The 24,201-nt window shown below is 39.8% G+C and carries 20 protein-coding genes and 3 tRNA genes; 6 read left to right on the forward strand and 17 right to left on the reverse strand.

The features are described from left to right. Positions 1-8: 8 nt before the first annotated feature. From GBI16_RS12335 to GBI16_RS12355, 5 genes are all read right to left on the reverse strand, one after another. A tRNA-Asp gene (locus tag GBI16_RS12335) sits at positions 9-85 on the reverse strand. A 49-nt stretch (positions 86-134) separates the two neighbouring features. Further along, positions 135-211, reverse strand: a tRNA-Asp gene (locus tag GBI16_RS12340). Between the two features lie 25 nt (positions 212-236). Then, positions 237-312, reverse strand: a tRNA-Val gene (locus GBI16_RS12345). Positions 313-594: 282 nt separating this feature from the next. Beyond that, positions 595-1,098 (reverse strand): cell wall-recycling L,D-carboxypeptidase ElsL, encoded by a 504-nt coding sequence (gene elsL, locus GBI16_RS12350; RefSeq protein ID WP_119063570.1) that lies wholly within the window; start codon positions 1,096-1,098, stop codon positions 595-597. Then, positions 1,098-1,490, reverse strand: a complete 393-nt coding sequence (locus GBI16_RS12355; RefSeq protein ID WP_004694474.1) for a YbaN family protein — start codon at positions 1,488-1,490, stop codon at positions 1,098-1,100. The genes elsL and GBI16_RS12355 overlap by 1 nt, the downstream gene beginning before the upstream one ends. Before the next feature lie 97 nt (positions 1,491-1,587). Between GBI16_RS12355 and GBI16_RS12360 the strand changes: the two genes are divergently transcribed. The 3 genes from GBI16_RS12360 (at position 1,588) to dapE (ending at position 4,018) form a co-directional block, all read left to right on the forward strand. Beyond that, entirely contained in the window at positions 1,588-2,466 is an 879-nt protein-coding gene (locus tag GBI16_RS12360; RefSeq protein WP_151707166.1) for a DUF1853 family protein, read from the forward strand. A 157-nt stretch (positions 2,467-2,623) separates the two neighbouring features. After that, on the forward strand, positions 2,624-2,764 hold the full coding sequence (locus tag GBI16_RS12365) for an entericidin A/B family lipoprotein (RefSeq protein ID WP_086208511.1): 141 nt from the start codon (positions 2,624-2,626) through the stop codon (positions 2,762-2,764). Positions 2,765-2,884: 120 nt separating this feature from the next. Beyond that, entirely contained in the window at positions 2,885-4,018 is a 1,134-nt protein-coding gene (gene dapE, locus GBI16_RS12370; RefSeq protein ID WP_086208512.1) for a succinyl-diaminopimelate desuccinylase, read from the forward strand. A 53-nt stretch (positions 4,019-4,071) separates the two neighbouring features. Here the strand turns inward: dapE and GBI16_RS12375 are convergent, their stop codons facing one another. The 6 genes from GBI16_RS12375 to pilG all read right to left on the reverse strand — a co-directional run bounded on the left by GBI16_RS12375 (position 4,072) and on the right by pilG (position 12,646). Then, positions 4,072-4,533 carry a hypothetical protein gene (locus tag GBI16_RS12375; protein WP_151707167.1) on the reverse strand — a complete coding sequence of 154 codons (462 nt, stop codon included), beginning with the start codon at positions 4,531-4,533 and terminating at the stop codon, positions 4,072-4,074. 4 nt (positions 4,534-4,537) lie between these two features. Then, positions 4,538-9,034: an Hpt domain-containing protein gene (locus tag GBI16_RS12380; protein WP_151707168.1), complete on the reverse strand. Its 4,497-nt coding sequence runs from the start codon at positions 9,032-9,034 to the stop codon at positions 4,538-4,540. Between the two features lie 167 nt (positions 9,035-9,201). Continuing rightward, entirely contained in the window at positions 9,202-11,274 is a 2,073-nt protein-coding gene (locus tag GBI16_RS12385; protein WP_086208514.1) for a methyl-accepting chemotaxis protein, read from the reverse strand. Between the two features lie 50 nt (positions 11,275-11,324). Beyond that, positions 11,325-11,861 carry a chemotaxis protein CheW gene (locus GBI16_RS12390; protein WP_086208515.1) on the reverse strand — a complete coding sequence of 179 codons (537 nt, stop codon included), beginning with the start codon at positions 11,859-11,861 and terminating at the stop codon, positions 11,325-11,327. Positions 11,862-11,866: 5 nt separating this feature from the next. Continuing rightward, on the reverse strand, positions 11,867-12,235 hold the full coding sequence (locus GBI16_RS12395) for a response regulator (protein ID WP_004694491.1): 369 nt from the start codon (positions 12,233-12,235) through the stop codon (positions 11,867-11,869). A 27-nt stretch (positions 12,236-12,262) separates the two neighbouring features. Further along, the gene (gene pilG / locus GBI16_RS12400) at positions 12,263-12,646 is read right to left on the reverse strand and encodes a twitching motility response regulator PilG (protein WP_086208516.1); all 384 of its coding nucleotides are present in this window, start codon (positions 12,644-12,646) and stop codon (positions 12,263-12,265) included. Positions 12,647-12,925: 279 nt separating this feature from the next. Between pilG and GBI16_RS12405 the strand changes: the two genes are divergently transcribed. After that, complete coding sequence (locus GBI16_RS12405) at positions 12,926-13,564, forward strand: hypothetical protein (RefSeq protein WP_086208517.1); 639 nt, start codon at positions 12,926-12,928, stop codon at positions 13,562-13,564. Between the two features lie 531 nt (positions 13,565-14,095). Then, positions 14,096-15,814 (forward strand): proline--tRNA ligase, encoded by a 1,719-nt coding sequence (locus GBI16_RS12410; protein WP_151707169.1) that lies wholly within the window; start codon positions 14,096-14,098, stop codon positions 15,812-15,814. Positions 15,815-15,867: 53 nt separating this feature from the next. Here the strand turns inward: GBI16_RS12410 and GBI16_RS12415 are convergent, their stop codons facing one another. The 6 genes from GBI16_RS12415 to GBI16_RS12440 form a co-directional block, all read right to left on the reverse strand. After that, positions 15,868-17,199, reverse strand: a complete 1,332-nt coding sequence (locus GBI16_RS12415) for a hypothetical protein (protein ID WP_110974309.1) — start codon at positions 17,197-17,199, stop codon at positions 15,868-15,870. A gap of 24 nt (positions 17,200-17,223) precedes the next feature. After that, positions 17,224-19,509: a DUF6160 family protein gene (locus tag GBI16_RS12420; RefSeq protein ID WP_151707170.1), complete on the reverse strand. Its 2,286-nt coding sequence runs from the start codon at positions 19,507-19,509 to the stop codon at positions 17,224-17,226. A gap of 26 nt (positions 19,510-19,535) precedes the next feature. Continuing rightward, positions 19,536-20,219 carry a hypothetical protein gene (locus GBI16_RS12425; protein ID WP_086208521.1) on the reverse strand — a complete coding sequence of 228 codons (684 nt, stop codon included), beginning with the start codon at positions 20,217-20,219 and terminating at the stop codon, positions 19,536-19,538. A gap of 9 nt (positions 20,220-20,228) precedes the next feature. Beyond that, positions 20,229-21,671, reverse strand: a complete 1,443-nt coding sequence (locus GBI16_RS12430; RefSeq protein WP_151707171.1) for a hypothetical protein — start codon at positions 21,669-21,671, stop codon at positions 20,229-20,231. A gap of 239 nt (positions 21,672-21,910) precedes the next feature. Next, entirely contained in the window at positions 21,911-22,480 is a 570-nt protein-coding gene (dcd, locus tag GBI16_RS12435) for a dCTP deaminase (RefSeq protein ID WP_004694514.1), read from the reverse strand. A 113-nt stretch (positions 22,481-22,593) separates the two neighbouring features. Continuing rightward, entirely contained in the window at positions 22,594-23,187 is a 594-nt protein-coding gene (locus GBI16_RS12440) for a LysE family translocator (protein WP_086208523.1), read from the reverse strand. Positions 23,188-24,020: 833 nt separating this feature from the next. Here GBI16_RS12440 and GBI16_RS19050 point away from each other — a divergent pair. Further along, positions 24,021-24,152, forward strand: coding sequence for a hypothetical protein (locus GBI16_RS19050; protein WP_265735887.1), 132 nt, complete (start codon positions 24,021-24,023; stop codon positions 24,150-24,152). Positions 24,153-24,201 lie beyond the last annotated feature (49 nt).

The following is a 24,201-nucleotide window of genomic DNA, read 5'->3' on the forward strand; positions in this document are numbered from 1 at the left end:
TGTATAAATGGCGCAGCGGACGGGGCTCGAACCCGCGACCCCCGGCGTGACAGGCCGGTATTCTAACCAACTGAACTACCGCTGCACTTACACAAAGTCACTAATGTGGTACAAACAATATTAAAAATCTTAAGTGGCGCAGCGGACGGGGCTCGAACCCGCGACCCCCGGCGTGACAGGCCGGTATTCTAACCAACTGAACTACCGCTGCACGTAAGATCTTTAACGTAAAGGCTTGGTGGGCGCTGACGGGATCGAACCGCCGACATTCTGCTTGTAAGGCAGACGCTCTACCAACTGAGCTAAGCGCCCTTAACGTCTTTATCGTTTGTGAGGTGCATTATAGAGAATCTTTACAGGCTGTCAAACGCTTTTCGGCCTGTTTTCGTTTTTTTACAATCGAGTGATTAAAAAATAGGTCAAATGGTATAAAAACAAGGATTTTCTGTATGTTATTTAACAGATTCGTCTAATTTATTTTCTTAAACATGCCAGTCATTTTGGCTAAATCACGCAGTTTTGTTAAGTTTTAGCCTTTTGAATTAAGCCTAATAGTATTCAGCAAAATCACTTTGTCTAATTTTAATCCACATTTTAAATTTCAAGTTTATGTTCGGAAATATAAACCAATGCATTGCAATCAATCAGCTCAAATAATTCCATAACATCAGCATTACGCATACGAATACAGCCATGTGACATCGGCATCCCCATTGGCTCGGTATCAGGTGTTCCATGAATATAGATATAACGTTGATAGGTGTCGCATCCTTCCCCGCGATTAAAGCCCTCTTCTAAACCACTCAACCATAAAATCCGAGATAAAATCCAATCCCGTTCTGGAAACTGAGCCGCCAAATTGGAATCATAAACCTCCCCTGTCGGCTTTCGAGCAATAAAAACAGCATTTTGTGGTTGCTCAGCGCCATGCTTTTCAGCAATACAATGCCAACCCCGTGGGGTTTTACCACTATTTTCAGTTTCGCCAATGCCATTTTTCCCCGATGAGATCAGATAAAATTTATTCTTTTTAGGCAGTGTTAAAGTCTGTTCAGCTAGATCAATCAAGACGTCTGCATCAGCAATCACATAAGACATCAGTTGTCCTCTATTTGTTTTTTATCTATCAACGTATTTGGTTCAGGGCGTAGCCATAGCCATATTGCAACAATTAACATAGTGGTATTGGTAAATAATTTGACTAAAAATGGCGCATTGGTAAAGAGCATAATCACCCCACTGATCAACATCATGATACTGGCAAACCATTTCGCCTTACGTGGTACAGTCCCATTGGCACGCCATGCCCTTAATGTTGCTCCGTATTTCGGATGATTCAGCAACCAAGCATCCATTTGTGGCCAACCTTTGGATGCAGCCCATGCAGCTAAGATTAAAAAAACAGTTGTTGGCATACCCGGCAAAAGCGCGCCGATAAAGCCTAGGATGACAAAGATCACCACTAAACAACGCCAAAACAACGTTTTCATACCACTTTCCTAAACACTGAATTGCGGTAGTATAAAGTGTTTTTTGGATTTATCCGTTGTCCTTCTGCATATTTCGCTTCTTTTTTAAGGCTCACACATGCATCTCATTTCACAGCATCAATTGTTTGAACCGTGGCTCCAATTTAAACATCCATTGGTTCGTCAATTGGCTTTTGCTGTAGCAAGTCCAAACATCCTATCTGCACTACCTTCCGAACTTGCCATAGTGCATGCTTTTCTTTTTCATCCAAGTGAGCACTGGCAACAACATTTTCAACGTTATTTACCACGACTTAGACAACTTGATTGTCATCCAACTGAACTCGAAGTTTTTATTCAGCAATTGAAAAGTACTCGCTTAGGCCTTCGTTTTGAAATGTTTATGTGGTTTTGGTTACTGGATCATCGCTATCATGCATACGAGTTATTGGGGCATAGTATTCAAATCATTGATGGTTCACGTACTACGGGTGAGCTGGACTTTTTAATTAAAAATACTGAAACCAATCAAGTTGAGCACTGGGAAGTCGCGTTGAAATATTATTTAGGTGAAACATATCTGGGCCTAACCACATGGTACGGTTTAAATCGTACTGATACTTTAAAGCGCAAACTAAAACACTTTACTCAAAAACAGTTCCAATTCCAGCAAGCTTTAGATACTGACATTCAGATGCGCTATGCTGTTTTAAAAGGACAACTCTTTCTACCCTTAAAAAATAGTTTCGCGGATGTTGGTGATTTTAACCAATACTCTCTTCCACATTGGCTCAATCCTGACCGGCGCTTGGGAATTTGGGGGACTACCATTCCCAAGGCCGATTTAAATTTTTTCCGCCTACAACGTCAAGAATGGATTTGCCCAAATGCTGTGCCAAGTAGTCTCACTGCCCACTGGTGGACCAATGGATTGTATTTACAAAATCAACACAATCAGTTTTATATGTACCGAAATTCGAGTTTGATTTTTACTTGATTTTGCAGAAGTTACTTTATACAAATATACATAAGACTACATATAGTTACCTATTTCATGTAAAACACTGCTACATTTTAATATGTTTATTTTTTAACCTTATAAAACATCAGAACAGAATCATTTGATGACAACACCAAAAATTTTGGAGATAAACATGAAGAAAATTATTGCTGGTTCACTTGTGATGCTTTTTGTTTTAACGGGCTGTAATACAGTTGCTGGCGTGGGTAAAGATGTATCCAAAGTGGGAGATGCTGTGACCAACTCTGCAGATAAGACTGCCGATAAATTATAATCTGTTCTAAACCCACATAGACCTTATCGTTTCGATAAGGTTTTTTTATTGCTAAGTTTCGCATTCTAGACATTAATCGCCTATTATAGTGCCGACTGTTTTATTGACTCTGAAATCCGCATGACCTCTTCTGCTACTCTCGATTTAAGCCTCCAACTTTTACGCCAGCCATCGGTTACTCCAGTTGACCACAACTGTCAAAATATTATGGCTGAACGCTTAGAAAAAATTGGCTTCAATATTGAATCTATGCGTTTTGATGATGTTGATAATTTATGGGCGCGCAAAGGCACTGAGTCTCCTGTATTTTGTTTTGCAGGACATACTGATGTCGTTCCTACAGGCAATTTAGACGCATGGAACTCCGATCCATTTGCCCCTGAAATTCGTGATGGTAAACTCTACGGACGTGGTAGTGCAGACATGAAAACGGCTTTAGCAGCTATGGTGGTTGCCTCTGAACGTTTTGTTGCAAAGCACCCTGACCACAAAGGGTCGATTGCATTTCTGATTACTTCTGATGAGGAAGGTCCATCTATTAACGGTACAGTTAAAGTGATTGAAACATTAGAAGCACGCAATGAAAAAATGACTTGGTGCTTGGTCGGTGAACCATCAAGTACCCATCAATTAGGTGATATTGTCAAAAATGGTCGCCGTGGTTCATTAAATGCCGTCTTGACAGTCAAAGGAAAGCAAGGTCACGTGGCTTACCCACACCTTGCGATTAACCCGATTCATATAGCATCTAAAGCCGTTGCAGAACTTTGCGATACCGTATGGGATCAAGGTAACGAATACTTCCCTGCAACTTCTTTTCAAGTATCTAATATTCAAGCAGGTACAGGTGCGACCAATGTTGTTCCTGGAACGATGACCGTAACTTTCAATTTCCGCTATTCAACAGAAGTAACCGCAGAAGAGTTGAAAGCACGTGTTTTAGAGCTTTTAGACCGTCATGGTTTAGATTACGACATCAAATGGACACATTCAGGTTTACCTTTCCTCACCCCTGTTGGTGAACTGGTCAACTCTGCGAAAAATGCCATACGTAATGTAACTGGAGTTGAAACTGAACTTTCGACCTCTGGTGGTACATCTGATGGTCGTTTTATTGCTCCTACAGGCGCACAAGTTCTTGAACTTGGCGTTTTAAATGCCAGCATCCACCAAATTGATGAACATGTGAATGTCGCGGACCTAGAACCACTTGCTGAAATTTACGAACAAATTTTAGAAGGGCTTTTAGCATAAGACTTTCAATAAAAAAGGAACTCATCTGAGTTCCTTTTTTATTGAGTACAGATTTAAGTAGATAAACCTAAACTTGCCTGAATTTGATTTAAATTCGGGATGTGATACAACTCTTCACCCATACGTACCAGTTGAAACACTGTAGGGTCATTCGCTGGCGTTTCATCATCTACAATTTCAGAAATACGTAAACGAATCGACTTCGGCATCTCATTACACATTAAAGCAAAACGTTGAGACGCATCATCTCCTTCAATCACCAATGCCACACCTTCCGTCTGTTCAGGACGATTCACGGCATAGACGGGTAGATGTAGATCATGCCACTCTACAGTTTTAACCTGCGTATCACTATCGAGTGCAGACAGTACAATATTTTGTGGTAATAACATGGAATTTTTTCCATGGCATTCAATGATATAAGCATCAATAAAACCTGTTGATACCGTAATCAGATATTGCAGCTCTTGCTGGCTGATTTGCTCATTCATGGTCTTTGAAACATTTGCATTCATTTATTTACCCCTGCTTTTCAGCAAGTAACTGCTGAATGTTGGCAAGTAATTCTGCTTCTTGGAATGGTTTGCCCATGTAGTGCGTCACACCCAAGCTGAAAGCACGTTCACGGTGTTTTTCACCCGTACGTGATGTAATCATAATGATTGGTAAGTTCTGATGAATTTCATGGTGACGTACCAAGTTGGTCACTTCGAAACCATCCATACGCGGCATCTCAATATCTAGTAACATCAAGTCCGGTTTAACATTCTCGAGTTGCTCCATAGCATCGACACCGTCTTTTGCCGTCACAATATCAAAGCCTTGTCGCTCCAATAAACGTGACGTTACCTTACGCACCGTCACTGAGTCATCCACAATCATGACTAATCTGCGTGTATCTTGATGGCGACCAAAATCACGTTGATCTGTTGCATGCGTGACACGCTTAGTACTGAGGATCTGACGTGCAATATTCTGACCGTCTAGAATCAAGCAAACATGTCCATCACCAAGAATCGTCGCACCCGCAATTGCACCGATACTTGCAAACTGTTGACCGATTGGTTTTACAACAATTTGTGCACGCGAACCAATCAACTGATCAACCAATAATGCAATCGTTTGTCCACTGTTCCCTTTAATTAAAAGTACTGGTAGTGAATGACCAATATTACTCAAACGAGGAATCGGCTGATTAGACAAGAACTCAGAGAGATAACGTAGTTTATAATTTACGCCATCAATTTTGAATTGGTCATCTTTACTATGGAAATAAGTATCTAAAGCCGTTGGAGCAATACGTACAATACGGTCAATCTGTGCCAATGGAATCGCATATTGTTGATCACCTGCTTTCACCATCAAGGCATCGCTCACCGCAACCGTGGTCGGTACGCGAATAATGAAGGTTGTGCCAGAGCCAATTTCCGATTCAACAGTAACATGCCCACCTAGCGCCTTAATTTCACTTTGTACAACATCAAGACCTACACCACGGCCAGAAATTTGCGTCACTTCTTTAGCCGTACTGAATCCAGGGTGGAAGATAAACTGTAAAATCTCCTGTTTATCTAGTACTTGGTCGGCTTTAATTAGGCCTAAGTTTAATGCTTTGGCTTTGATCGTACTTTCATCAATACCCTTACCATCATCTTTGAAGGTAACGATAACATCTGTTCCTTGGCGGCTAATGTTGAGTTCAATTTGACCAGTCACTGATTTTTTCGCAGCAATACGCTGTTCCGCATCTTCAATACCGTGGTCAATCGCGTTACGCAACATGTGCTCAAAAGGCGTAACCAACCGCTCAAGAATAGTACGGTCTAATTCACCTTCTGTATTGTGTACGATCAAGTCTGTCGGACGGTTCAAAGTCGATGCCGTCTGACGCACAATACGTTGTAAGCGCGGCAGCATACGTGAGAATGGAACCAAACGCGTACGCATTAAACTTTCTTGGATTTCTGCCTGAATGCGTGACTGTTGTAATAACAAGCCTTCAGCATCACGAATTTTCTCAGCCAAAGTGCTCTTAAAGTCAACCAAATCCGAAGCTGACTCAGCGAGAGATTTAGATAATTGATTCAACGATGAATATTGGTCCATTTCCAATGGGTCAAAGTCTGTATAACGCGAATTCTCAGAACCATGCTTCGCGATAATTTGGCTCTCAAGCTCACCTTCCATTCGACGCAACTGATCGGCCAAACGTTTAATGGCAAGTTCCATCTCGTTTAAGGTATTGCCAAGTTGACCTAAGTCCATCTCAATACGCGAACGGTTAATCGCATTTTCACCTGATAAATCAATCATTTTCTCAACCAAATCGGCTGAGATACGAATCATCTCATTACCACTATCCAAGTGAGTTGTTTCTTTCCACTCACCCATCATAGCTGGCGGTTCAGTGCCATCACCCTGTACAAACTCAAAACTTGGCGCTGCATTGAGCAAATCTATTTGCGTTACACGCGTCGGCAATTGGGCAATAACATCGACATAGTCAACAGATGCCAAACTATTTTTCAAACCATCATAATTACTAAAATCACGTTTGAATATGGCTTGCTTCAACCAGACAAACGCAGTTTGCAATAATGGGTCATAAACATTAGAACTAAAATTATGTACCGCAAATTGCTCAAAAATTGTTTCAAGTTCATAAGCAATTGCAGCAACTGGTTCGTTCTCTGCCATACGTGCGCCACCTTTTAAACTGTGGGCAGCACGTTGTAATTGAAGTAACACACTACGGTCACTACGCTGTTCAGTCCATTGCTTCAGTAAGCCATCGGTGGACGCTAAAATTTCTTCAGCCTCTTCCAAGAAAGTTTCTTCAACAATTGATGAAATACTTGTATCGTCAGTTTCATCCGTAGTTACAGCAACAAATTGCTCAGATGCGAGCACTTCACCTGATTCAACTGGCACAGACAAGTCTGCATCAAGTGTAATTGACTCACCCAAAGGAAGTGCTTCGTTCTCAGGGAAAGTTTGTGCATCAAAATCTATCGTCGATGAAGTCTCATCATCGCTGGTCTGCACAGCCACATCCTCAACCGATGCAATTGCCTCAGCTAGAGGTTCAGCAGCCGTCGCAACCGTACCATCAACCAAAGTTTGGATATTGTGTAAGACATTGATGGTTGCTGTGGCTAGATAATCGACTTTCTCTGTTCGAATAACTTGAATACGGTCTGCGACATCATCCTGCACCAAACGAATGATGCTAATCAACTGTGGTGTTGTTTGAATTTGCTGACGAATCACACGCTCATAAATAGATTCTAATTCATGTGCAATTGAACCAATAAATGATGCAGAAATCATATTTGCACCACCTTTTAAGGTATGCAAATAACGCATTAAATTATTGAGTGCAGTTGTATCATTGCCATTTTTAGACCAAGTATTGAGATCTTGGTCCATACCCATCAATAATTCTTCGGCTTCTTCTAAGAAGATATCCAGCAAATCATCATCAAAGTCAGTATTTGAAGTGTTCGATTGTTTGTACTGATGATCGGACGCAATCTGTTGCGAAATTTGTGCAAGATCAAGACTTGGTTGAGATGTATTGCTCGCTACAATGCCTTCATCAACTGCCTCTACCGTTGCAGCTTCTACAGATTCGATATCTTGTTGTACAAAGGCTGTTAAGTCACTCAACACTTTATGAACATCATCGGTAAGGATGACACGTTGACCAGCAGCTAAGGTATCGAATAAGTGGATAAACTCTTGATGTGCCTGACCAAATAACTCATACGCATAATCCACATTGAGTAATTCTGGCTTTTCCAGTAAGGCTTGATAACTTGCATACAACTCAGAGGTAAACTCATGAATCCCTTGCGCAGCACGGTTATTTGTAAATTCTACCAGTTGTTTCGCTTGCTCACTCAAGTGCTGAATATATTCTGGATACTCTGCTTTTGCACGCTGATCAAACTCAAATTCTGTATCCAGTAAAAGATCAATATTTAATTCGATTAATTTTGAAACCATCCCTTGAGGGTTCAGTTCATTATCTATCTCTTCAAGACTAAAACCATAGTTATCCCAAGCCGTACTAAAAGTTGAATAAATGACTTCAAGCTGCTCGTTACTACCACGCCCAAGAACATGTAAATAATCACGTACAAATTCGGCATACTGGGTGAGTAACGAAATTTCCTTAGAGGTTGAAACAATTTCTTCTTGCACCAGTGTTTTAAATAGATTTTCAACTTTTGAGCTAGCATTAAATACATGCTCAATTTGCGCCATAGACGAGCTACCACGCAAAGTATGTAAGGCACGGATTAACCCATTGTAATCTTGTACTTTAGTTTCATCAGCATTTAGGAATTGATCAATCGTCTCTAAGTGATCTTCCGCTTCTTCAATGAAGATCGACAATGTTTCCTCAAGAACTTCGTGTTCCGGATGATCAGAATTGATTGCAGCTTCTTCAAATTCAACGACACGCTCAATGCCTTCAGCATCACCAAGCTCCAACCCTGTTAATACATCATAATCATTTAAATGATTAGATAACTGTAGGAGCTCTTCTAAGGCAGGTTCTAAACTCTGATTTTGCTGTAACTGTTGACCAATTAAGACGAGAGGTCGCAAATCTAGCTCAGTTTGTTCGACATTCTTAAAAATGGGATACAGTTTATATTGATAAATTTTAAATACTGTTTTAGCAAATTTCTGAATTGTGGCAGAGATGGGTACTACACCTGAAATCACACGATTCAAGGTATCTTCAACTGCCCATGCGGTTTCGCCAGCTGACTTTGCTCCCACCATCCGACCAGACCCTTTTAAGGTATGGAAATGACGACGAATGCTCACCAATGTCTCTTGATGTGTTGGTTCAGCGTACCACTTTTCGAATAATGGATCTAATTCAACGAAAATTTCTTCAATTTCTTCAACAAAAATTTCAAGAATTTCTGCATCTTGATCTAGATAACTATCTTCCGGAAGCGTTGTCGTTTCAACTAAATGTTTTAATATTTCTTTCATAGCTAGGCTTCTTGCGTTGTCAGCTACCCAAAACAGGTGCATAAACTTCATTATAACCATCACCAGAAACCTGACTTTGTAGACAAAGCCGGTTTAAGCTGATGTGATATCCTGATTTCGGCATGCCACTCAAATTTTGAGTCACATGCCTCCCCCAAAGCAAATGCTTAATCAGGTAATTTAAAGTCAGTTACAGACTCACGTAATGCTTCTGCCATGTTGGCAAGTTCGGATACCGAACGTGCTGTATCGAAAGTCGCACTCGTTGTTTGTGAGGTAATTTCTTGTACGACATTCATCGTCGTTGCAATATGACCTGCAGACGCTGACTGAAGTTTTGCAGCATCAGAAATGCTTGCAATCAATTTCGCCAAGTTACCTGATACGTTCTGAATCTCATCCAGTGCAACACCAGCATCTTTAGACAAGTTGGCACCGCGTACAACCTCAGACGTGGTTTGCTCCATTGAAATTACAGCTTCGTTGGTATCGGTCTGAATCGTTTTTACCAGTGTTTCAATTTGCTTTGTCGCTGAAGCTGAACGTTCTGCAAGACGCTGTACTTCATCTGCAACCACGGCGAAACCACGGCCTGCTTCACCAGCCATAGATGCTTGGATCGCTGCGTTTAAAGCCAAGATGTTCGTTTGGTCTGCAATATCGTTAATTAAGGCAACGATGTTACCAATTTCTTGAGAAGACTCACCCAAACGCTTAATACGTTTAGAGGTTTCTTGAATCTGTTCACGAATGATATCCATACCTTCAATTGAACGGTTTACAACATCAGCACCATTTGCTGCAATTTGTACAGAACGTTCTGCTACCACGGCTGACTCTTCAGCATTCGAAGATACTTGGTCAATAGACATTGCCATTTCATTAATCGCAGCAGATGCGCCCGCAATTTCTTGCGCTTGGTGTTCTGATGCTTCTGCCAACTGGTTAGTAATACCTTGTGTACTTGCTGTATATTGCGCAACCTCTTGAGAAGTTTCTGTAATACGAGATACTAGGTCACGTAACTGGTCAATCGCAAAGTTGATGGAGTCAGCAATGGCACCTGTAAAGTCTTCAGATACTGTCGCATGCGAACGTAAGTCACCATCTGCAAGGTCAGCAATCTCATCCAACAAACGTAGAATCGCGTTTTGGTTACGGTCATATTCATCTTGAAGACGTGATACACGTTTTTTATCTGACTCGCCACGAAGTACAAGTAATTTGAATACACAGAACAAGAATGCGATCAGCGCTAAAATTAGACCCAATGCAGGAATCGCAATCGCTAAACCAGTACCACCTGATAACTTATTCAAATTGGTTAGCAACGTGTCTGATTGTTCAAAAATAGATGATGATGCTTGACGTACTTTAACGATTTGAGATGAGTTTTTTAGTACTGTTGCCGCTGCAGATTTCAATACATCATCATATTCAGACTGAATACTGGTTAGAGAGTCGCGCATTTCAGGATCATTAATCCGTTCCACACCTAAGTCAGCACTGCCATTTAACTGCGCATTTAGGTAAGAAGCGAAAGTTTCTGTATCTGAGCTAAAGTCATCTGCAGATTCACGTGAGTTGTCTGAACCCGTCAATACCGAACCAATCGAACGAAGAATACGTTCAGCAATGAATACTTGGTTCTTTGCAATCACGACTTGGTTGGCTGGCACATTTTGACGTGCCATTTGGTCAACCATTAAGTTATATTCGGCCTGAATACCAGGAATTGTTTCACTAATTGCGATGTTGGTATCATACAATTGATTAATAATTTTTTGTTGTGAGGCAATTAAATCAATATTTGCAGAAACTTTCGTCCACTGCGCATCTACTTCACGTAGCGCATCTGTACTTGCATGAATATCTTTAACAATTTCTAGGTTTTCAGCAAACGACTTTTGCGATTCGGTCAATTTTTTAATCGCTTCAGGCGTACCTGATGCTGTAGCTTCTGTCGCTTGACGTGAAATGGTTTGAGATAAAAGTCGTAACTCACCCACACTACGGGTAAATTCGTTATTTCGCGGTACGCTATAGAATAGGTACAACAGTAGGAAAATTGCTAAAACAATACAAAATGCTGCACCCAAAATTAATGGCTTGGACTTTTCACTATCACCAAATACACGTGAAAACTGTTCCGTCTGCGATTGAATTTTTGCTACTAAAGCATTTCCACCTGAGCGGTTCGTGCTTCCATCTGTATTTTTCTTTTTAAGTTTAAAGCCCATGCAGCTTCTCCCCGATTTACGCCCTTATATTTTCGTGCGCGACAATGATATTAATTTATAAATTTTATAGATGCGTTCATATACTTTGGATTGTCTAATAAGCGACTGAATAAGAAAACATGCCATTGTTGGTTATGTTGATGGAAATACCCTTGGCAATATTCTTTTAAGTTTTGATCTAAATCATCATGCTTAGAAAAAAAACTCTTCTTATTAAAGTGCTGAATCCCCAGAACCTGATCTACAACTAAACCGACATAGTGGTCATTGTGACTTATACAGAGTACTTTTTGAGTTGGTGAATACGTACTACGATGCCCCGACATGTAATGCGCCAAGTCAGCAACAGAGAGTAAACGTCCTCGAATATTTGCCAAACCGACAACCCAAGGTTGGGTATTTGGCACTAAAGTATATTTCGGAGGATAAATAACCTCTGCCACCTCACCTAATGGAGCAACAAAATATTGCCCCATCATTTCAAAAGCAATGCCCGACCAGCGGTTTACCTCATTTTCGTTTGAAACGTAGTTTTTATTGCCACGTTTAGCAAGTCGAAGTAATTCGATAAATCCATTTGCTGCCATAGAGCTTATCCTGCATTCAGGTGTTGCTTAATCACATCAATCAATTGGTTTTCATCAACAGGCTTAGTCAAATAATCACATGCCCCCTGACGCTTACCCCATACACGGTCAGTTGCCTGATCTTTAGTACTGACAATCACCACAGGAATGTGTTTTGTGGTTGCACCACGCGCAATTTGACGTGTTGCCTGGAAACCATTGACGCCTGGCATCACCACATCCATCAACACTAGATCAGGAAGTTCTGCCTGTGCCATGGTCACACCATCTGCACCATTTGACGCTTCAATCACCTCAAAACCGTGTTTCCCCAAAATTTCTTTAAAGCGGAATGTTTCAGTAGGTGAGTCATCCACAATTAAAATACGTGCCATAAATTTCCCCAATTACACTTATATTATTTATGCTGAAACGTGGTTACGAATCGCATTTAATAATTCATCTTTACTAAATGGCTTTGTTAAATATTCATCTGAACCTACGACACGCCCTTTGGCTTGGTCAAATAGACCATCTTTGCTAGAGAGCATCACGACAGGAATGTTTTGATAATTCTGTGAATTCTTGATTAATGCACATGTTTGATAGCCATCCAGACGTGGCATCATGATGTCGACAAATACAATATCAGGATTTGCTTCTGCAATTTTTGACAATGCTTCAAAACCATCTACAGCAGTCACAACCTCACAACCTTCGCGTTGTAATAATGTTTCGGCTGTGCGACGAATAGTTTTTGAATCATCAATGACCATCACTTTAAGATTCTGGAATTTATCGTCCATTTTATATGACCCTTCCCATTTTTAGAATGTTTGTAGAAACAGATTCGTAGACGTTTTACAAGTTACGTACACTTTTAACATATATTTACTTATATTTTCAACGAACAGTTTCAGCATAAAACCACACTTCATCTCCTTTTTAAGAACGGCTTCACACTTTCCGACACACGTCGATTTTTTTTTGACTGATTATATTTTTTATTCCTAAATTTAGGACTAATATAGCACCATTTATTGCTTTTAAATAAGTAATTTAGTCAACTTTAAATGGGGGTATCAATGCTTAGGGAGTTTAATTACAAACTTGCTTTGATCGTGAAAAAAATGATGACTGCAAAAGTCATTTTACTGACTTTGCTTAGTGTACAAAGCATCATGGTCATGGCCGATCCGCCTAAAGCAGTCTGGTATCGTTATTACGATAGTAAAGGTATCGCCAATGTTAGTAGTACGGTGACACCAGATCATATTAGATATGGATATGAAGCGCTCGATACGAATATGCAAGTGATTCAACGGGCACGGCCATACAACGCCAAAAAAGATGCACAATACGCACCCCAAGGAGCTATCGCTGCAAAGCAACGGGATGCTGATCTAAAACTAAAACGTGCTTATACCAACAGTCAAGTAGCAACAGAAAAACGGAATACGGCACTTTCATATATTTTAAAACAAATTAAATTTCAACAAGATGAACTAAAGCAATTACAAAATGACCGAATTGGTTTTTTACGCCAAGAAAAAGAAAATATGCGTAAAGGTAAAAGTAATCCAAAACCACTACAAGATATGCTTGATTATAATTCAAAAAATATTGTGATGAAAAAAGAGCAAATACAGTCATTACAAAGTAACTACCGTAGTACAAAAGCCGAATACGACAGAATTATTGCTCGCTTAAAAACATTTGAATAATTGCACTTGATATAAGGACTTTATTTAATAAAGACAATATTGTGGTAAAAGGATCATAAGCTATAAAAGTATCTCTATTTTTCATTCCAACTCAGGCATGATTATACTTATTGCTCAATGTTTACCCTGCTGATCTCTTTACTCTACCAACTCAAAAATTGAACTTATGATTAATAAGCGGTCAATCATTGCGTTCACGATGACTACAGCACAAATACTCTTAAAAGCCTCTCCCAATGAACGATAGTCGAAGTGAATCCTCCTCTCACGTTCAGGTTAAGGCCAAATACTGAATCATATATCAATGGCATATCCAGTGATTGGCCGTATCATTCCACTCTTACTATTTACCTCAGTAATCGTTTCTATGATCTGCACTTCTTTAGATAACTTTAAGAACCTTATGCTGCGTCAAGTACATAAAATCATGTCATAATAATCCGCATTTCTCTGAGGTGACATCAACATGTCGCTTCATTTTTCATTGTATACTCTTTGACTTTCAAAGTTTAAAATTTTAGGACAGTTTCCATGCGCGCGAGTCGCTTTTTATTTGCAACGTTAAGAGAAACCCCAAATGACGCAGAAGTGATTTCACATCAACTGATGCTACGTGCTGGGATGATTCGTAAATTGGCTTCAGGTTTATATACTTGGCTGCCGATGGGCGTTCGCGTATTAAATAAAGTTGCAGCGATCGTTCGTGAAGAAATGAACAAAGCGGGTTCACTGGAAGTTTTCATGCCCGTAACGCAACCTGCTGCATTATGGGAAGAATCAGGTCGTTATATCCAATACGGCCCTGAGCTCTTACGTTTTAACGACCGTCATGGCAACCCGTTTGTTCTTGGTCCGACACACGAAGAAGTGATTACCGATCTTGCGCGTAATGAACTCAAAAGCTACAAACAATTACCAGCAAACTTCTATCAAGTCCAAACCAAATTCCGTGACGAAATTCGTCCACGTTTTGGTGTAATGCGTTCACGTGAATTCATCATGAAAGATGCTTATTCTTTCCATGCAAACCAAGAATCACTGCAAGAAACCTATGACATCATGTATGATGCATACTGTAAAATCTTTACCCGTTTAGGTTTAGATTTTCGCCCAGTCCAAGCCGATACAGGCTCTATTGGCGGTTCAGGTTCTCATGAGTTCCACGTGTTGGCATCAAGTGGTGAAGATGATATCGCTTTCTCAACTGAATCAGACTATGCAGCGAATATTGAGATGGCTGAAGCTGTTTTAGTGGGCGAACGTGCTGCTCCAACTCAAGCTTTGGAAGTGGTTGATACACCAAATCAAAAAACTATTGCAGATGTATCAAACTTCTTAAAATCTGATCCAGCTCACTCTGTAAAAGCCTTGTTAGTGCAAGGTATTGCAGCCGAAGACGGCCAAGCAACACCAGTTGTAGCCTTGTTCTTACGTGGTGATCACGAGTTAAATGAAATTAAAGCTGAGAAACACCCGCGCATTGCCTCTCCATTAACTTTCGCAACTGAAGAACAACTTGCTACACTTGGTTTAACAGCAGGTTTCTGTGGACCACAAGGTTTAGTTGAAAAAGGCTTAACTGTAATTGTTGACCGTGCTGCATCTGTTCTTTCTGACTTCGTTGCAGGTGCAAATGAATTGGATAAACACGTTACAGGTCTCAATTGGGAGCGCGACGCACAGTTTACTGAAGTTTATGACCTCCGTAATGTAGTTGAAGGCGATCCATCACCAGATGGTCAAGGTACGCTACAAATCAAACGTGGTATCGAAGTAGGTCATATCTTCCAATTAGGTCAAAAATATTCAGAAGCTTTAGGCTGTAAAGTTCTAGGCGAAGATGGTAAACCATTCACTGTAACCATGGGTTGTTACGGTATTGGAGTTACGCGCGTAGTTGCTTCAGCAATTGAGCAAAATTTTGATGAAAAAGGGATTATTTGGCCTACAGCCATTGCACCATTTGAAATTGCGATTGTGCCAATGAACGCCCATAAATCTCCACGGACGCTGGAAGCAGCTGAAGCTTTATACACTGAACTTACAGTAGCAGGTTTCGATGTTTTACTGGATGACCGTAACGAACGTCCAGGCGTAAAATTCTCCGATCTTGAGCTTACAGGCATTCCTCATCGCATTGTAATTGGTGAAAAAGGCCTAGATGCAGGTACTTTTGAATATAAAGGCCGTCGTGATGCAGACTCTGTAAATATTTCGAAAGAAGAATTACTCGAAAAAATTGCAAAATAATTTCGAAATTAGAAATCCCGCACAGGTTGCGGGATTTTTTTGCAATTTAGTTTTTAGCAAAACTTTAATCCGCCATAACAGTTTGGCCTAAAATTTTGCCCCTGCAAGGTTAAGTTAGTCAATGGAAAATCCAATGTAGTCGTCATAGGCACATTACCAACAACAAGCGCAGAACCACCAACACATCCTGTCAAAAGATTGCCACAATTTCGTGGATTATCAGTCAAGTCTTTATTAATTCCCGCAATGGTTTGTTTTAGAACTTCATTGGTGATCGCCACTTTAGTCGTTGGGCTTAAACTGCCTAGTTCCACTTCATCTTCCATCGCTAACCACCAACCCTTATTTGCTCCGACGGCAGCTCCAGTCCATAAAACATCTTGAGATTGTAAGGACAATGAAGCAGGATTATTTAAATATAATGCATGAATTAAACCCAGACTTTGATTTACAGTAATGTCCGTTTTCAGGCCTGTAATATTACCTGAGACTTGTTTATCTAAATTTAATAGACCTAATACCTTCGCGGTTAGTTGTCCGCTAAAGTCAATTTGACCAACTGTACCACTGCCTTTCAAAGTCACGTCTTTCATTCGAGTTCCAGATACAATTGTAGAGTTAATAGTAAAAGGCGCCGAAGTAGAAGATAAGTTTAAATTATAATTATTAGAGGTATAGGAAATACTTTGACACGGATCTAAGAAGCCATCTTGGCATGTAGTCCCCGAACTGCTACCAAAGAGTCGTCCTTCAACGACACCATTTATTGTTAAATTGGTATCTGCATAGGTCATACTGCGGGCTTCAGTCACAGCTGTGCCTGTTGCAGTTTTGGTTTTCATATAGCCACTAAATGTATTAATGCCATTCGGTGTCGCACTATTTTCCGTGCCAAGTGTCATTAAACCTTTAATCTTTTCAGCACTCAAACGAAAACCCAGTACTTCACGTGTAGCAGCAGAAGTTGGGTTTTTAATAGCGAATTGAATAAATGGATTTGTAATTAAGGCAGAAGTTGCTGCACGCTCATCAGCGGTATAGTTTGAGTTATCAGGAAGTCCACTCAGTGAAATATGATCTATATCAATATCACAGCTACTCGCGCGAATTGCATTATTATCACCACCACAGCCCAATTGTAGCTTTTTAATATTGGCATTCAATTCCATTTCTGCACTAAGAGCCAACTTATAAAAACCAATGTTTGATTGATTATATGTTTTCCCTTGTGCATCTGTTGTATTTGTCCCCTGCTGAAACTCGAGATTTATCAAAGATTGGCCTTCAATTTCTGAAAGTTCCTCATCATTTAAAGCAGTCATCGCATAACTTTGACTCAAACCCAAAGTTGCAGTAATCAAAACTGAGATTAAAGACTTATTCATCTTACTTATTCCTTGTCTTTCTTTTTATCGAGGAGTAATACCCAATGTGCTACGCATAGCTCCACCCGTAATGGCAATATCTGCAACTTTCTGCATTGTTCCTGTTGGAGACAGTGCAACTTCTGCTCTAAAGGCAGCCCCTTGTCCACCCACTAATGCCTTATGGTTAAATTGCACTTGGTTGTCGATAACAACTGAATCCTTTTGCATGTGAATTTTTCCATTAAAACCTAAGTGACCTTGCATTTTATTCAAGTTAATACTAGAGGTTTTAGAGGTTGTCCCATTACTGTCCGTATTGCTTAAACTAATAAAACTCCCTTTCTTACTTTCATTACTCTGATCTAAGCTACTTAAAGTATTAAATTCAAAATTTGATTTAAATGACAAATAATTGGTCTGAGGAGTTCCACCTATCGCCTCAAGCCCCGGAATAATGAAAAGCTCACCTTTACCATCCAACATAAATGCAATAGACGTCAGTACATCTTCTTTTCGAGAAAAATTATTAATCGGAACGACTTCTTTAGCACAAGTGCTTACACCTGCTGGACAGCTATATAAGGACCCAGGGAGTTGACCGATTGCTATTTCTGCACTGGCAGCAAATAATAAATTATCTGCTTTGATATAGATCTCATTCTCATTAAAACCAATAACACCATTGGCTTTAAAATATGAATCAATATTTCTTAAGCCTGCATAGTAGTTCACCTCTTCGCCATGCTGACTCATGGCACCATCAATCACAATAATAGACGTTGTTTTCGGATTACCCTGACTATCTTCCCCATAACCGTCTGTCGATACCGCAATGTCGTATCCTAAGCCGTCCTTAACAGTTCCAGCAGTATTGGTATATTTCTTTGCAAAAAAAGCAGCATTAGCATTCAAGTTATAAATTGGAATGCCTAAGCCCCATGTTCCCTCATTAGTGTTATTCACCGCGATTGAATTATCTGAAATAAACCGTGCTTTACGGGCAATCGCTTGAAAATCCATCCCACGCACGGCAATAAATGCCATGTTTGATGCATTCGCTGTCGGTGAAGGGTTGTATGTCAGCTCATAATTTTGTGCGCCCAATATATTCTTGATTTGATCATTAATCACAAAGCCCATAGCATTAGAACGAATGTTATTAATATAAATCTGACCAAAATCAATATAAGCATTTTGACTCGTTAAAGCTGAGTTAGGATCAGTAGATGTACGTACATTGAGTGGCGCTAAGTTTGAAAACTCAATAGCATAACTACCAGTTCCCGTATGTCCCAATTCAAATGTGGTTGGTGCTACAGCTCCAAGTAAACTATTTCCCGTACGCGTAAAATCGGCTGCAACGTTTAAATGCACACCACCCGCATTTTTAAAAGCATAACCCGTAGATGCTGTAGTCTCACTTTCTTGAACATTGCCATTAATCCGATTGACCGTATTAAACTTAGCAATCCCAGTCTGATCTGCATTGAACGCAATCTTGCCATTCGTTAATGCCCCCGATGCTCCGATTCGAATTAAATTTCGTTGAGTTGAGTTTTCTGAACCGTAGCGCATATCAACATTTAAACCAGGGTTTGTTGCAGTACCACTGCGACTCCCATGTACATCGGTCTTATCTTCAACACGCCCAAGTACAATAAGATTATCACCAAGACTCCCTTTGGATGTGAGTACAATACCTTCAGCGTCATCAATATATAAATAGCCATCTGCCGATAAATTAAAGTTCAAATCTTTCAAAGTTAAATTTTGATCACCCTGCCCATAACTGATACTGGCATTTTGTAATTTAAAATCTAAATGTGCTTTCGAATCACGGTTGAATAAGCCATTTGTCGTGGTTAAATACACTTCAAAAGGTGAAATGGTTGATAACTTCAAGCTTCCTAAATTTTGATCGGTTTCACCTGTTGCACAATTCGGCGAACATACCAACATAATTTGAGCAGCAGTTGCGGTAAATGGCGATACACTGGCAGAAAGCTGTATGCCCACACCTTGTGTACCATTGGCTAATTGTGTAGTTCCAACATCGAAATCAAGTTTAGATTGAATATTGTTATAACCATTAGCAGCTTTAATCTCTATATTGTGTAAGCCTGTTTTGACGGGCATCTGGCCAACTTCTGCTGGGTCAACCCAATTTAGTTGCTTAATCTGAATTTTTGATGCTTCGTGCGTAATAGAAATGCCATCTTGACCAGTCACATCACTTAAAGTTTGGTCATTTAAAGCCTGTAATGCATAGCTTTGATTCGCCGCGCAAATGCATAGTGTCAGAAGGTTTAATTTTATTATTTTATGCATTTCAATATCCTTTTGAAACTTTATGACTAGCAGCGACTACTCGCAGTACCTGAACAGTTATAGCTAAAGATTTTTAGATTTCCATCTAGGTGCAAATTCCCATGTACATTGAGCCCCATAAACCCTTGCTCTTGGCCTTTGTCGAAGTTGGGTACTGATTTGGTCGTGCCATAGCCATTGTAGGTTGCGGTATTAAAATAGCCCTGATCACCACTTTCAACTGAAAGACTAGCAAAGCCCAAATTACGGATTTTTAATGGTTTATCATCAAAAAACTTGAGTAGCATCGCAGTTTGTGGTTTTCCATCTCTATTCAGAAGTGTAGTCCCTTCCAGTGAAAATTTATCAATTTGCATCGTTCCTTGAAATTGCTTAAATACCAGCCACTTTTGCTGCCCATTTTCTTTATGATTATTTGGGGAAATGGCTATACGGCAGAGTTCTAATAAAGCACAGTCTTGGTTTGCTCGCATTTGATAATATGCTTCCGTCACAATTGCTCGCCCATTCGCATCAACTCCATTAGTCTTAGAGATAGAATTAAGACTCATGTCATTGGCATATTGATGGTTAATCGAGAGTGTTAAGCTTAAATCCGCCCCTCCCTGACCAGTAACACCCACCAATTCAGTATTATCCAGGTCAACCAAGCCAGCTTGAGATAACATCGGACTAGAGATCAACATGGCTATACATATTTTTTTAATCATGTCAGTCCCCTACAAACCTGTGGTCTTAATTTTAAAATGCTGAATCAACACACCATCAATAGCCACAGAACCCAAGTTCACAGGTGTTGCTGTTCCTGTTCCACGAAATACCACACCTGTAGAATTGGTCGCTGTATTGGCTTTTAAGGTGTTGCTGGTTGGATCGCGTGTCACGCTACCGATTGAAATACTGCTGTGTGTTGCATTATTCCCTTGATAATTGACAGCTGTAGAGCCTGCACCTGTTTGTACGATATTTGAACCACAATACGCTACATTACAAGTTGAGCCTTTATATTCAGTACTGGTTCCACCTTCCACATCTGGATAATAGGTATAAATCTGTTTATATATCTCTGGAACTTTGGGTATACGGGTAACTTCAAGAATAATATTTCGCCCTTCAGAACCAACAACAAAAGGTTGGTACATATTCCCCAAAACCAAATTAATGTTAGGACTGTATAAATAAAGCCCCTCACTCGCATCAAAGATAGGAGCCAGTGAACGATCTAAAGCAGGAGTAACAGCAGTACCATCATTGGTTGTAGCTGTGCTGATTCGAAATGCTTTGGAGTTTAACAACGATTTATTCGCATCGGTATTTTCATAAACCAGCCCTGATGGATCATCATTCGTATTAATCCGAAGTAAGCTCGCCATCCCAAAAGTCTTGTTTTGTTGATCTAGGGCAGATGCTTGTGTCTGAAATAAACGTATTTGTGAACCATTTAGACTTAACCCATTGGCAACCGCTTGCAAACGAATGCGTTGGTCTACCCTCAAATCAGGATCAGCTGCCGCATTTGTTGTCGTTGGCGCACCAGTAATCGGATCGACTTTATTTTGAGAATTCCAACTCCGAGAAAAGGCATCTAACCATAAGCCTAATTTAATATTGTTATCTGTTTCACTGGCCAAAACTGTCGCCAAAGGGGCCTCTAGCCCCAGAAAACTCACATCAGCACTTGCATTTGACTGTTGAAATTGTTTAATGCCCGTAGCAGTTCCTGCACGAAATAACCAAGGGTTAACGTCACTTCCCCATGTGAAGCCCTGATTGCTAAAACGACTGTTGGCATTATTATCAGATTTTGAAAGAGCTAAACCATAAATGAAAATATCAGCCTTGGTTCGCTTCGTAGTCAGATCATCGGCATTTGTATACTTAGAATAATTTTCACCGATCGGAATAATCCGAATAAAGCCTGTATCATACTGTTGTGGATTAGCAACACCTCGATTATAACTCGAGGCTGTCGACATATCATTAGGTCCCTGAAAGACCATTTTAAAATTTTCAGGAAGTAATGCAATGCCCTCACCTGTAGTATCCGCTAGATGTTCATCTGAGAGTGACTCAAGCGCAAAAGTAGACTGCGTCAGCATAAGTCCGACAAGACTAGCTAAACAGGATTTTTTAAGCCCTGTAGAATAAATACGATTCGTCATCTCGACCATCCTTATTATTTGATGCTCCGCATCTTTTATGTACTGCATCCTTTGCTTGGCATTCTACTTTGCGCACTATAATTTTTATTTGCGTCAACCAAAGCACCTTAAATTCTTAATTTATTATGCTGAAACTCACACTAAATGCAAAACCAACTGTCCGATAATATTTATTTTCCGATGAATGAATTGACATAAAAAAAGCGGATCAATGATCCGCTTTCTTATATATCAAAAACTTAGGTCTTCGGCAAAGTCACACCTGTTTGTCCTTGGTACTTACCACCACGGTCTTTATACGACGTTTCACACACTTCGTCAGATTCGAAGAACAACATCTGTGCCACACCCTCACCCGCGTAAATACGTGCAGGTAGATTCGTTGTGTTCGAGAACTCTAAAGTAACATGACCTTCCCACTCAGGCTCAAGCGGTGTCACGTTTACGATAATACCGCAACGTGCATAGGTTGATTTACCCAAACACACGGTCAACACATTACGTGGAATACGGAAATACTCAACGGTACGTGCTAAAGCAAATGAGTTCGGTGGAATAATACAAACATCAGCTTCAATGTCGATAAAACTTTTATCATCAAAGTTTTTTGGATCTACAATTGCCGAGTGAACATTGGTAAAAACTTTAAATTCACGTGCACAACGAACATCATAACCATAGCTTGATACGCCATAAGAAATGAGTTTTTGACCATTTTCATCTAAACGAACTTGGTTTTCTGCATACGGTTCGATCATGCCGTGTTTTTCGCTCATTTCGCGAATCCAACGATCAGACTTAATAGCCATTTATTCTTTCCAAAAATCTTAATTTCAATAATTGCGTTGTACTTTAACTGAAATCGCTTTCAATGAAAATAAGCACATCTATGTTCGCAAAGTTTCTGTCTTTAATCTTCAAATTAGAGGCTTAAAATCGCAGAATATCCCAATGGAATTGAAAAGGTCATCAATACAATCGACGCAGTTTTTTGCAAGTTGCATTGATTCAGCCAACGAATTTTATTGGTTGCTAAAATTGAGCCAATAAATGTCCAAAAAAAGGCAATCGGTATAATCAAAATCAAAAAAATCGACATGTGCGACAAATAATAATCCATATTTGTCCAAGCAATGGTTGGAAAAATGGCTGAAGCAAATAATAAGGCTTTCGGGTTAAGCAAAGTTGCGCAAAAAAGCTCTCGTGCACGAATGGTTGGCTGATTAAAGCTAACCTCGACATCTGCTGTACGCCATAATTTAATGGCCAAATAGATAATATAGCTCGCACTAAACAGCTTTAAAATAGTGGGTAACAATGGTAAGTGTGTAGACACTTTTCCAATGAGAAAACCCCATGCTGTGATTGAGATGAGATAGCCAAAAGCTTCTGCAGGAATAAGCCGCAATGACTTACGGATACCCACTTGAATGCCAGATGAAGCAAGTAAGGTATTGGTCGGTCCTGGGGTCAAAAGAATGGTTATGACTAAACCAATAAAAAACCAAGTGATCATATTCACAGACCCACAGATGTATTCTTATAAGATTAATAAGTCCCCTCAATGAAAGCAATCGAATTTAGTGAACCGAGATAACACTTTTTTTAATTTTTATTCAACAATTAGCACAAATGAGGCCTAAAACCTTTACCAAATCTAGCTTTCATAAATATGAAGTCATAGATTTTATTCTTTTTTTGAATCAATGGTTTTATAAATCAAATGGACATGACTAATGAAAAAAAACTATTCAAATGATTTTTAATCAATTACTTTTTAAATAATGCGTATTTTTATTCATCAATCTGATCACGTGAAGTCAAGGATAAAAGAGCCAAGTGAATGGCTTTGAAGATAATAAAACGAGGAAATTGTATAAAAGACAAACTCAGCTCATGCTATTCTCGACCGTCCTTATAAGTCTCGAAACACGTTCAAAAACAATAAAATCATCCCAGTACGTTCCACTACAACAGAAGTCAGTGCTCAAGCTTCGAGCAAATTACAAAACAAATTAGTCAACATCGCGACAGGTGGTGCATCTGCTCTATGTAATGTAATTAACATCAACTTGTTGTTTGAAATTTATAATAAAACTTATACTTTATATCCAAACTATCGGCAAATCTTGACATCAAAACCTCAGGCATAAAACCTTTACGGTTTAAAAGGGAGATACCTTACAGTGGGCACATAAAACTCTGAAGGCGACACGTCCAGACACATGAGTTTATATTCCCTGTATGGACCACCATTGTGAGTATCGTCTTTACCTCTGTGGTCGGTATTTTGGCGCTGGGGCTACAGCTGAAGGTTACTTTAAAATTGGTTTGAACTGGTTTTAGCGGATGTTCTTAGGTGCAGGTGCTTTATGTATGATTATCCCTGAAACTGTGACTGATATTATTGGGATTTTGATGGTGACTAGCATTAATATTTTGCAAGCCAAAAAACAAAATCAGCCCTATTCACTATCCTAAAAAGCAAAAAAACCCAACTCATCAGGTTGGGCTTTTTTTATTGAGGCTT

It is taken from the genome of Acinetobacter sp. TUM15064 (genome assembly GCF_008980265.1).
Classification (GTDB): Bacteria; Pseudomonadota; Gammaproteobacteria; order Pseudomonadales; family Moraxellaceae; genus Acinetobacter.

What these genes read in the sequence shown, in the direction of transcription:
- GBI16_RS12380 (WP_151707168.1), bottom strand. Translation starts at nt 9,034, where the DNA reads ATGAAAGAAATATTAAAACATTTAGTTGAAACGACAACGCTTCCGGAA.
- GBI16_RS12395 (WP_004694491.1), bottom strand. Translation starts at nt 12,235, where the DNA reads ATGGCACGTATTTTAATTGTGGATGACTCACCTACTGAAACATTCCGC.
- dcd (WP_004694514.1), bottom strand. Translation starts at nt 22,480, where the DNA reads ATGGCTATTAAGTCTGATCGTTGGATTCGCGAAATGAGCGAAAAACAC.
- pilG (WP_086208516.1), bottom strand. Translation starts at nt 12,646, where the DNA reads ATGGACGATAAATTCCAGAATCTTAAAGTGATGGTCATTGATGATTCA.
- GBI16_RS12430 (WP_151707171.1), bottom strand. Translation starts at nt 21,671, where the DNA reads ATGACGAATCGTATTTATTCTACAGGGCTTAAAAAATCCTGTTTAGCT.
- GBI16_RS12415 (WP_110974309.1), bottom strand. Translation starts at nt 17,199, where the DNA reads ATGAATAAGTCTTTAATCTCAGTTTTGATTACTGCAACTTTGGGTTTG.
- GBI16_RS12365 (WP_086208511.1), top strand. Translation starts at nt 2,624, where the DNA reads ATGAAGAAAATTATTGCTGGTTCACTTGTGATGCTTTTTGTTTTAACG.
- GBI16_RS12410 (WP_151707169.1), top strand. Translation starts at nt 14,096, where the DNA reads ATGCGCGCGAGTCGCTTTTTATTTGCAACGTTAAGAGAAACCCCAAAT.
- GBI16_RS19050 (WP_265735887.1), top strand. Translation starts at nt 24,021, where the DNA reads ATGTTCTTAGGTGCAGGTGCTTTATGTATGATTATCCCTGAAACTGTG.
- dapE (WP_086208512.1), top strand. Translation starts at nt 2,885, where the DNA reads ATGACCTCTTCTGCTACTCTCGATTTAAGCCTCCAACTTTTACGCCAG.
- GBI16_RS12360 (WP_151707166.1), top strand. Translation starts at nt 1,588, where the DNA reads ATGCATCTCATTTCACAGCATCAATTGTTTGAACCGTGGCTCCAATTT.
- elsL (WP_119063570.1), bottom strand. Translation starts at nt 1,098, where the DNA reads ATGTCTTATGTGATTGCTGATGCAGACGTCTTGATTGATCTAGCTGAA.
- GBI16_RS12440 (WP_086208523.1), bottom strand. Translation starts at nt 23,187, where the DNA reads ATGATCACTTGGTTTTTTATTGGTTTAGTCATAACCATTCTTTTGACC.
- GBI16_RS12420 (WP_151707170.1), bottom strand. Translation starts at nt 19,509, where the DNA reads ATGCATAAAATAATAAAATTAAACCTTCTGACACTATGCATTTGCGCG.
- GBI16_RS12375 (WP_151707167.1), bottom strand. Translation starts at nt 4,533, where the DNA reads ATGAATGCAAATGTTTCAAAGACCATGAATGAGCAAATCAGCCAGCAA.
- GBI16_RS12390 (WP_086208515.1), bottom strand. Translation starts at nt 11,861, where the DNA reads ATGGCAGCAAATGGATTTATCGAATTACTTCGACTTGCTAAACGTGGC.
- GBI16_RS12425 (WP_086208521.1), bottom strand. Translation starts at nt 20,219, where the DNA reads ATGATTAAAAAAATATGTATAGCCATGTTGATCTCTAGTCCGATGTTA.
- GBI16_RS12405 (WP_086208517.1), top strand. Translation starts at nt 12,926, where the DNA reads ATGCTTAGGGAGTTTAATTACAAACTTGCTTTGATCGTGAAAAAAATG.
- GBI16_RS12385 (WP_086208514.1), bottom strand. Translation starts at nt 11,274, where the DNA reads ATGGGCTTTAAACTTAAAAAGAAAAATACAGATGGAAGCACGAACCGC.
- GBI16_RS12355 (WP_004694474.1), bottom strand. Translation starts at nt 1,490, where the DNA reads ATGAAAACGTTGTTTTGGCGTTGTTTAGTGGTGATCTTTGTCATCCTA.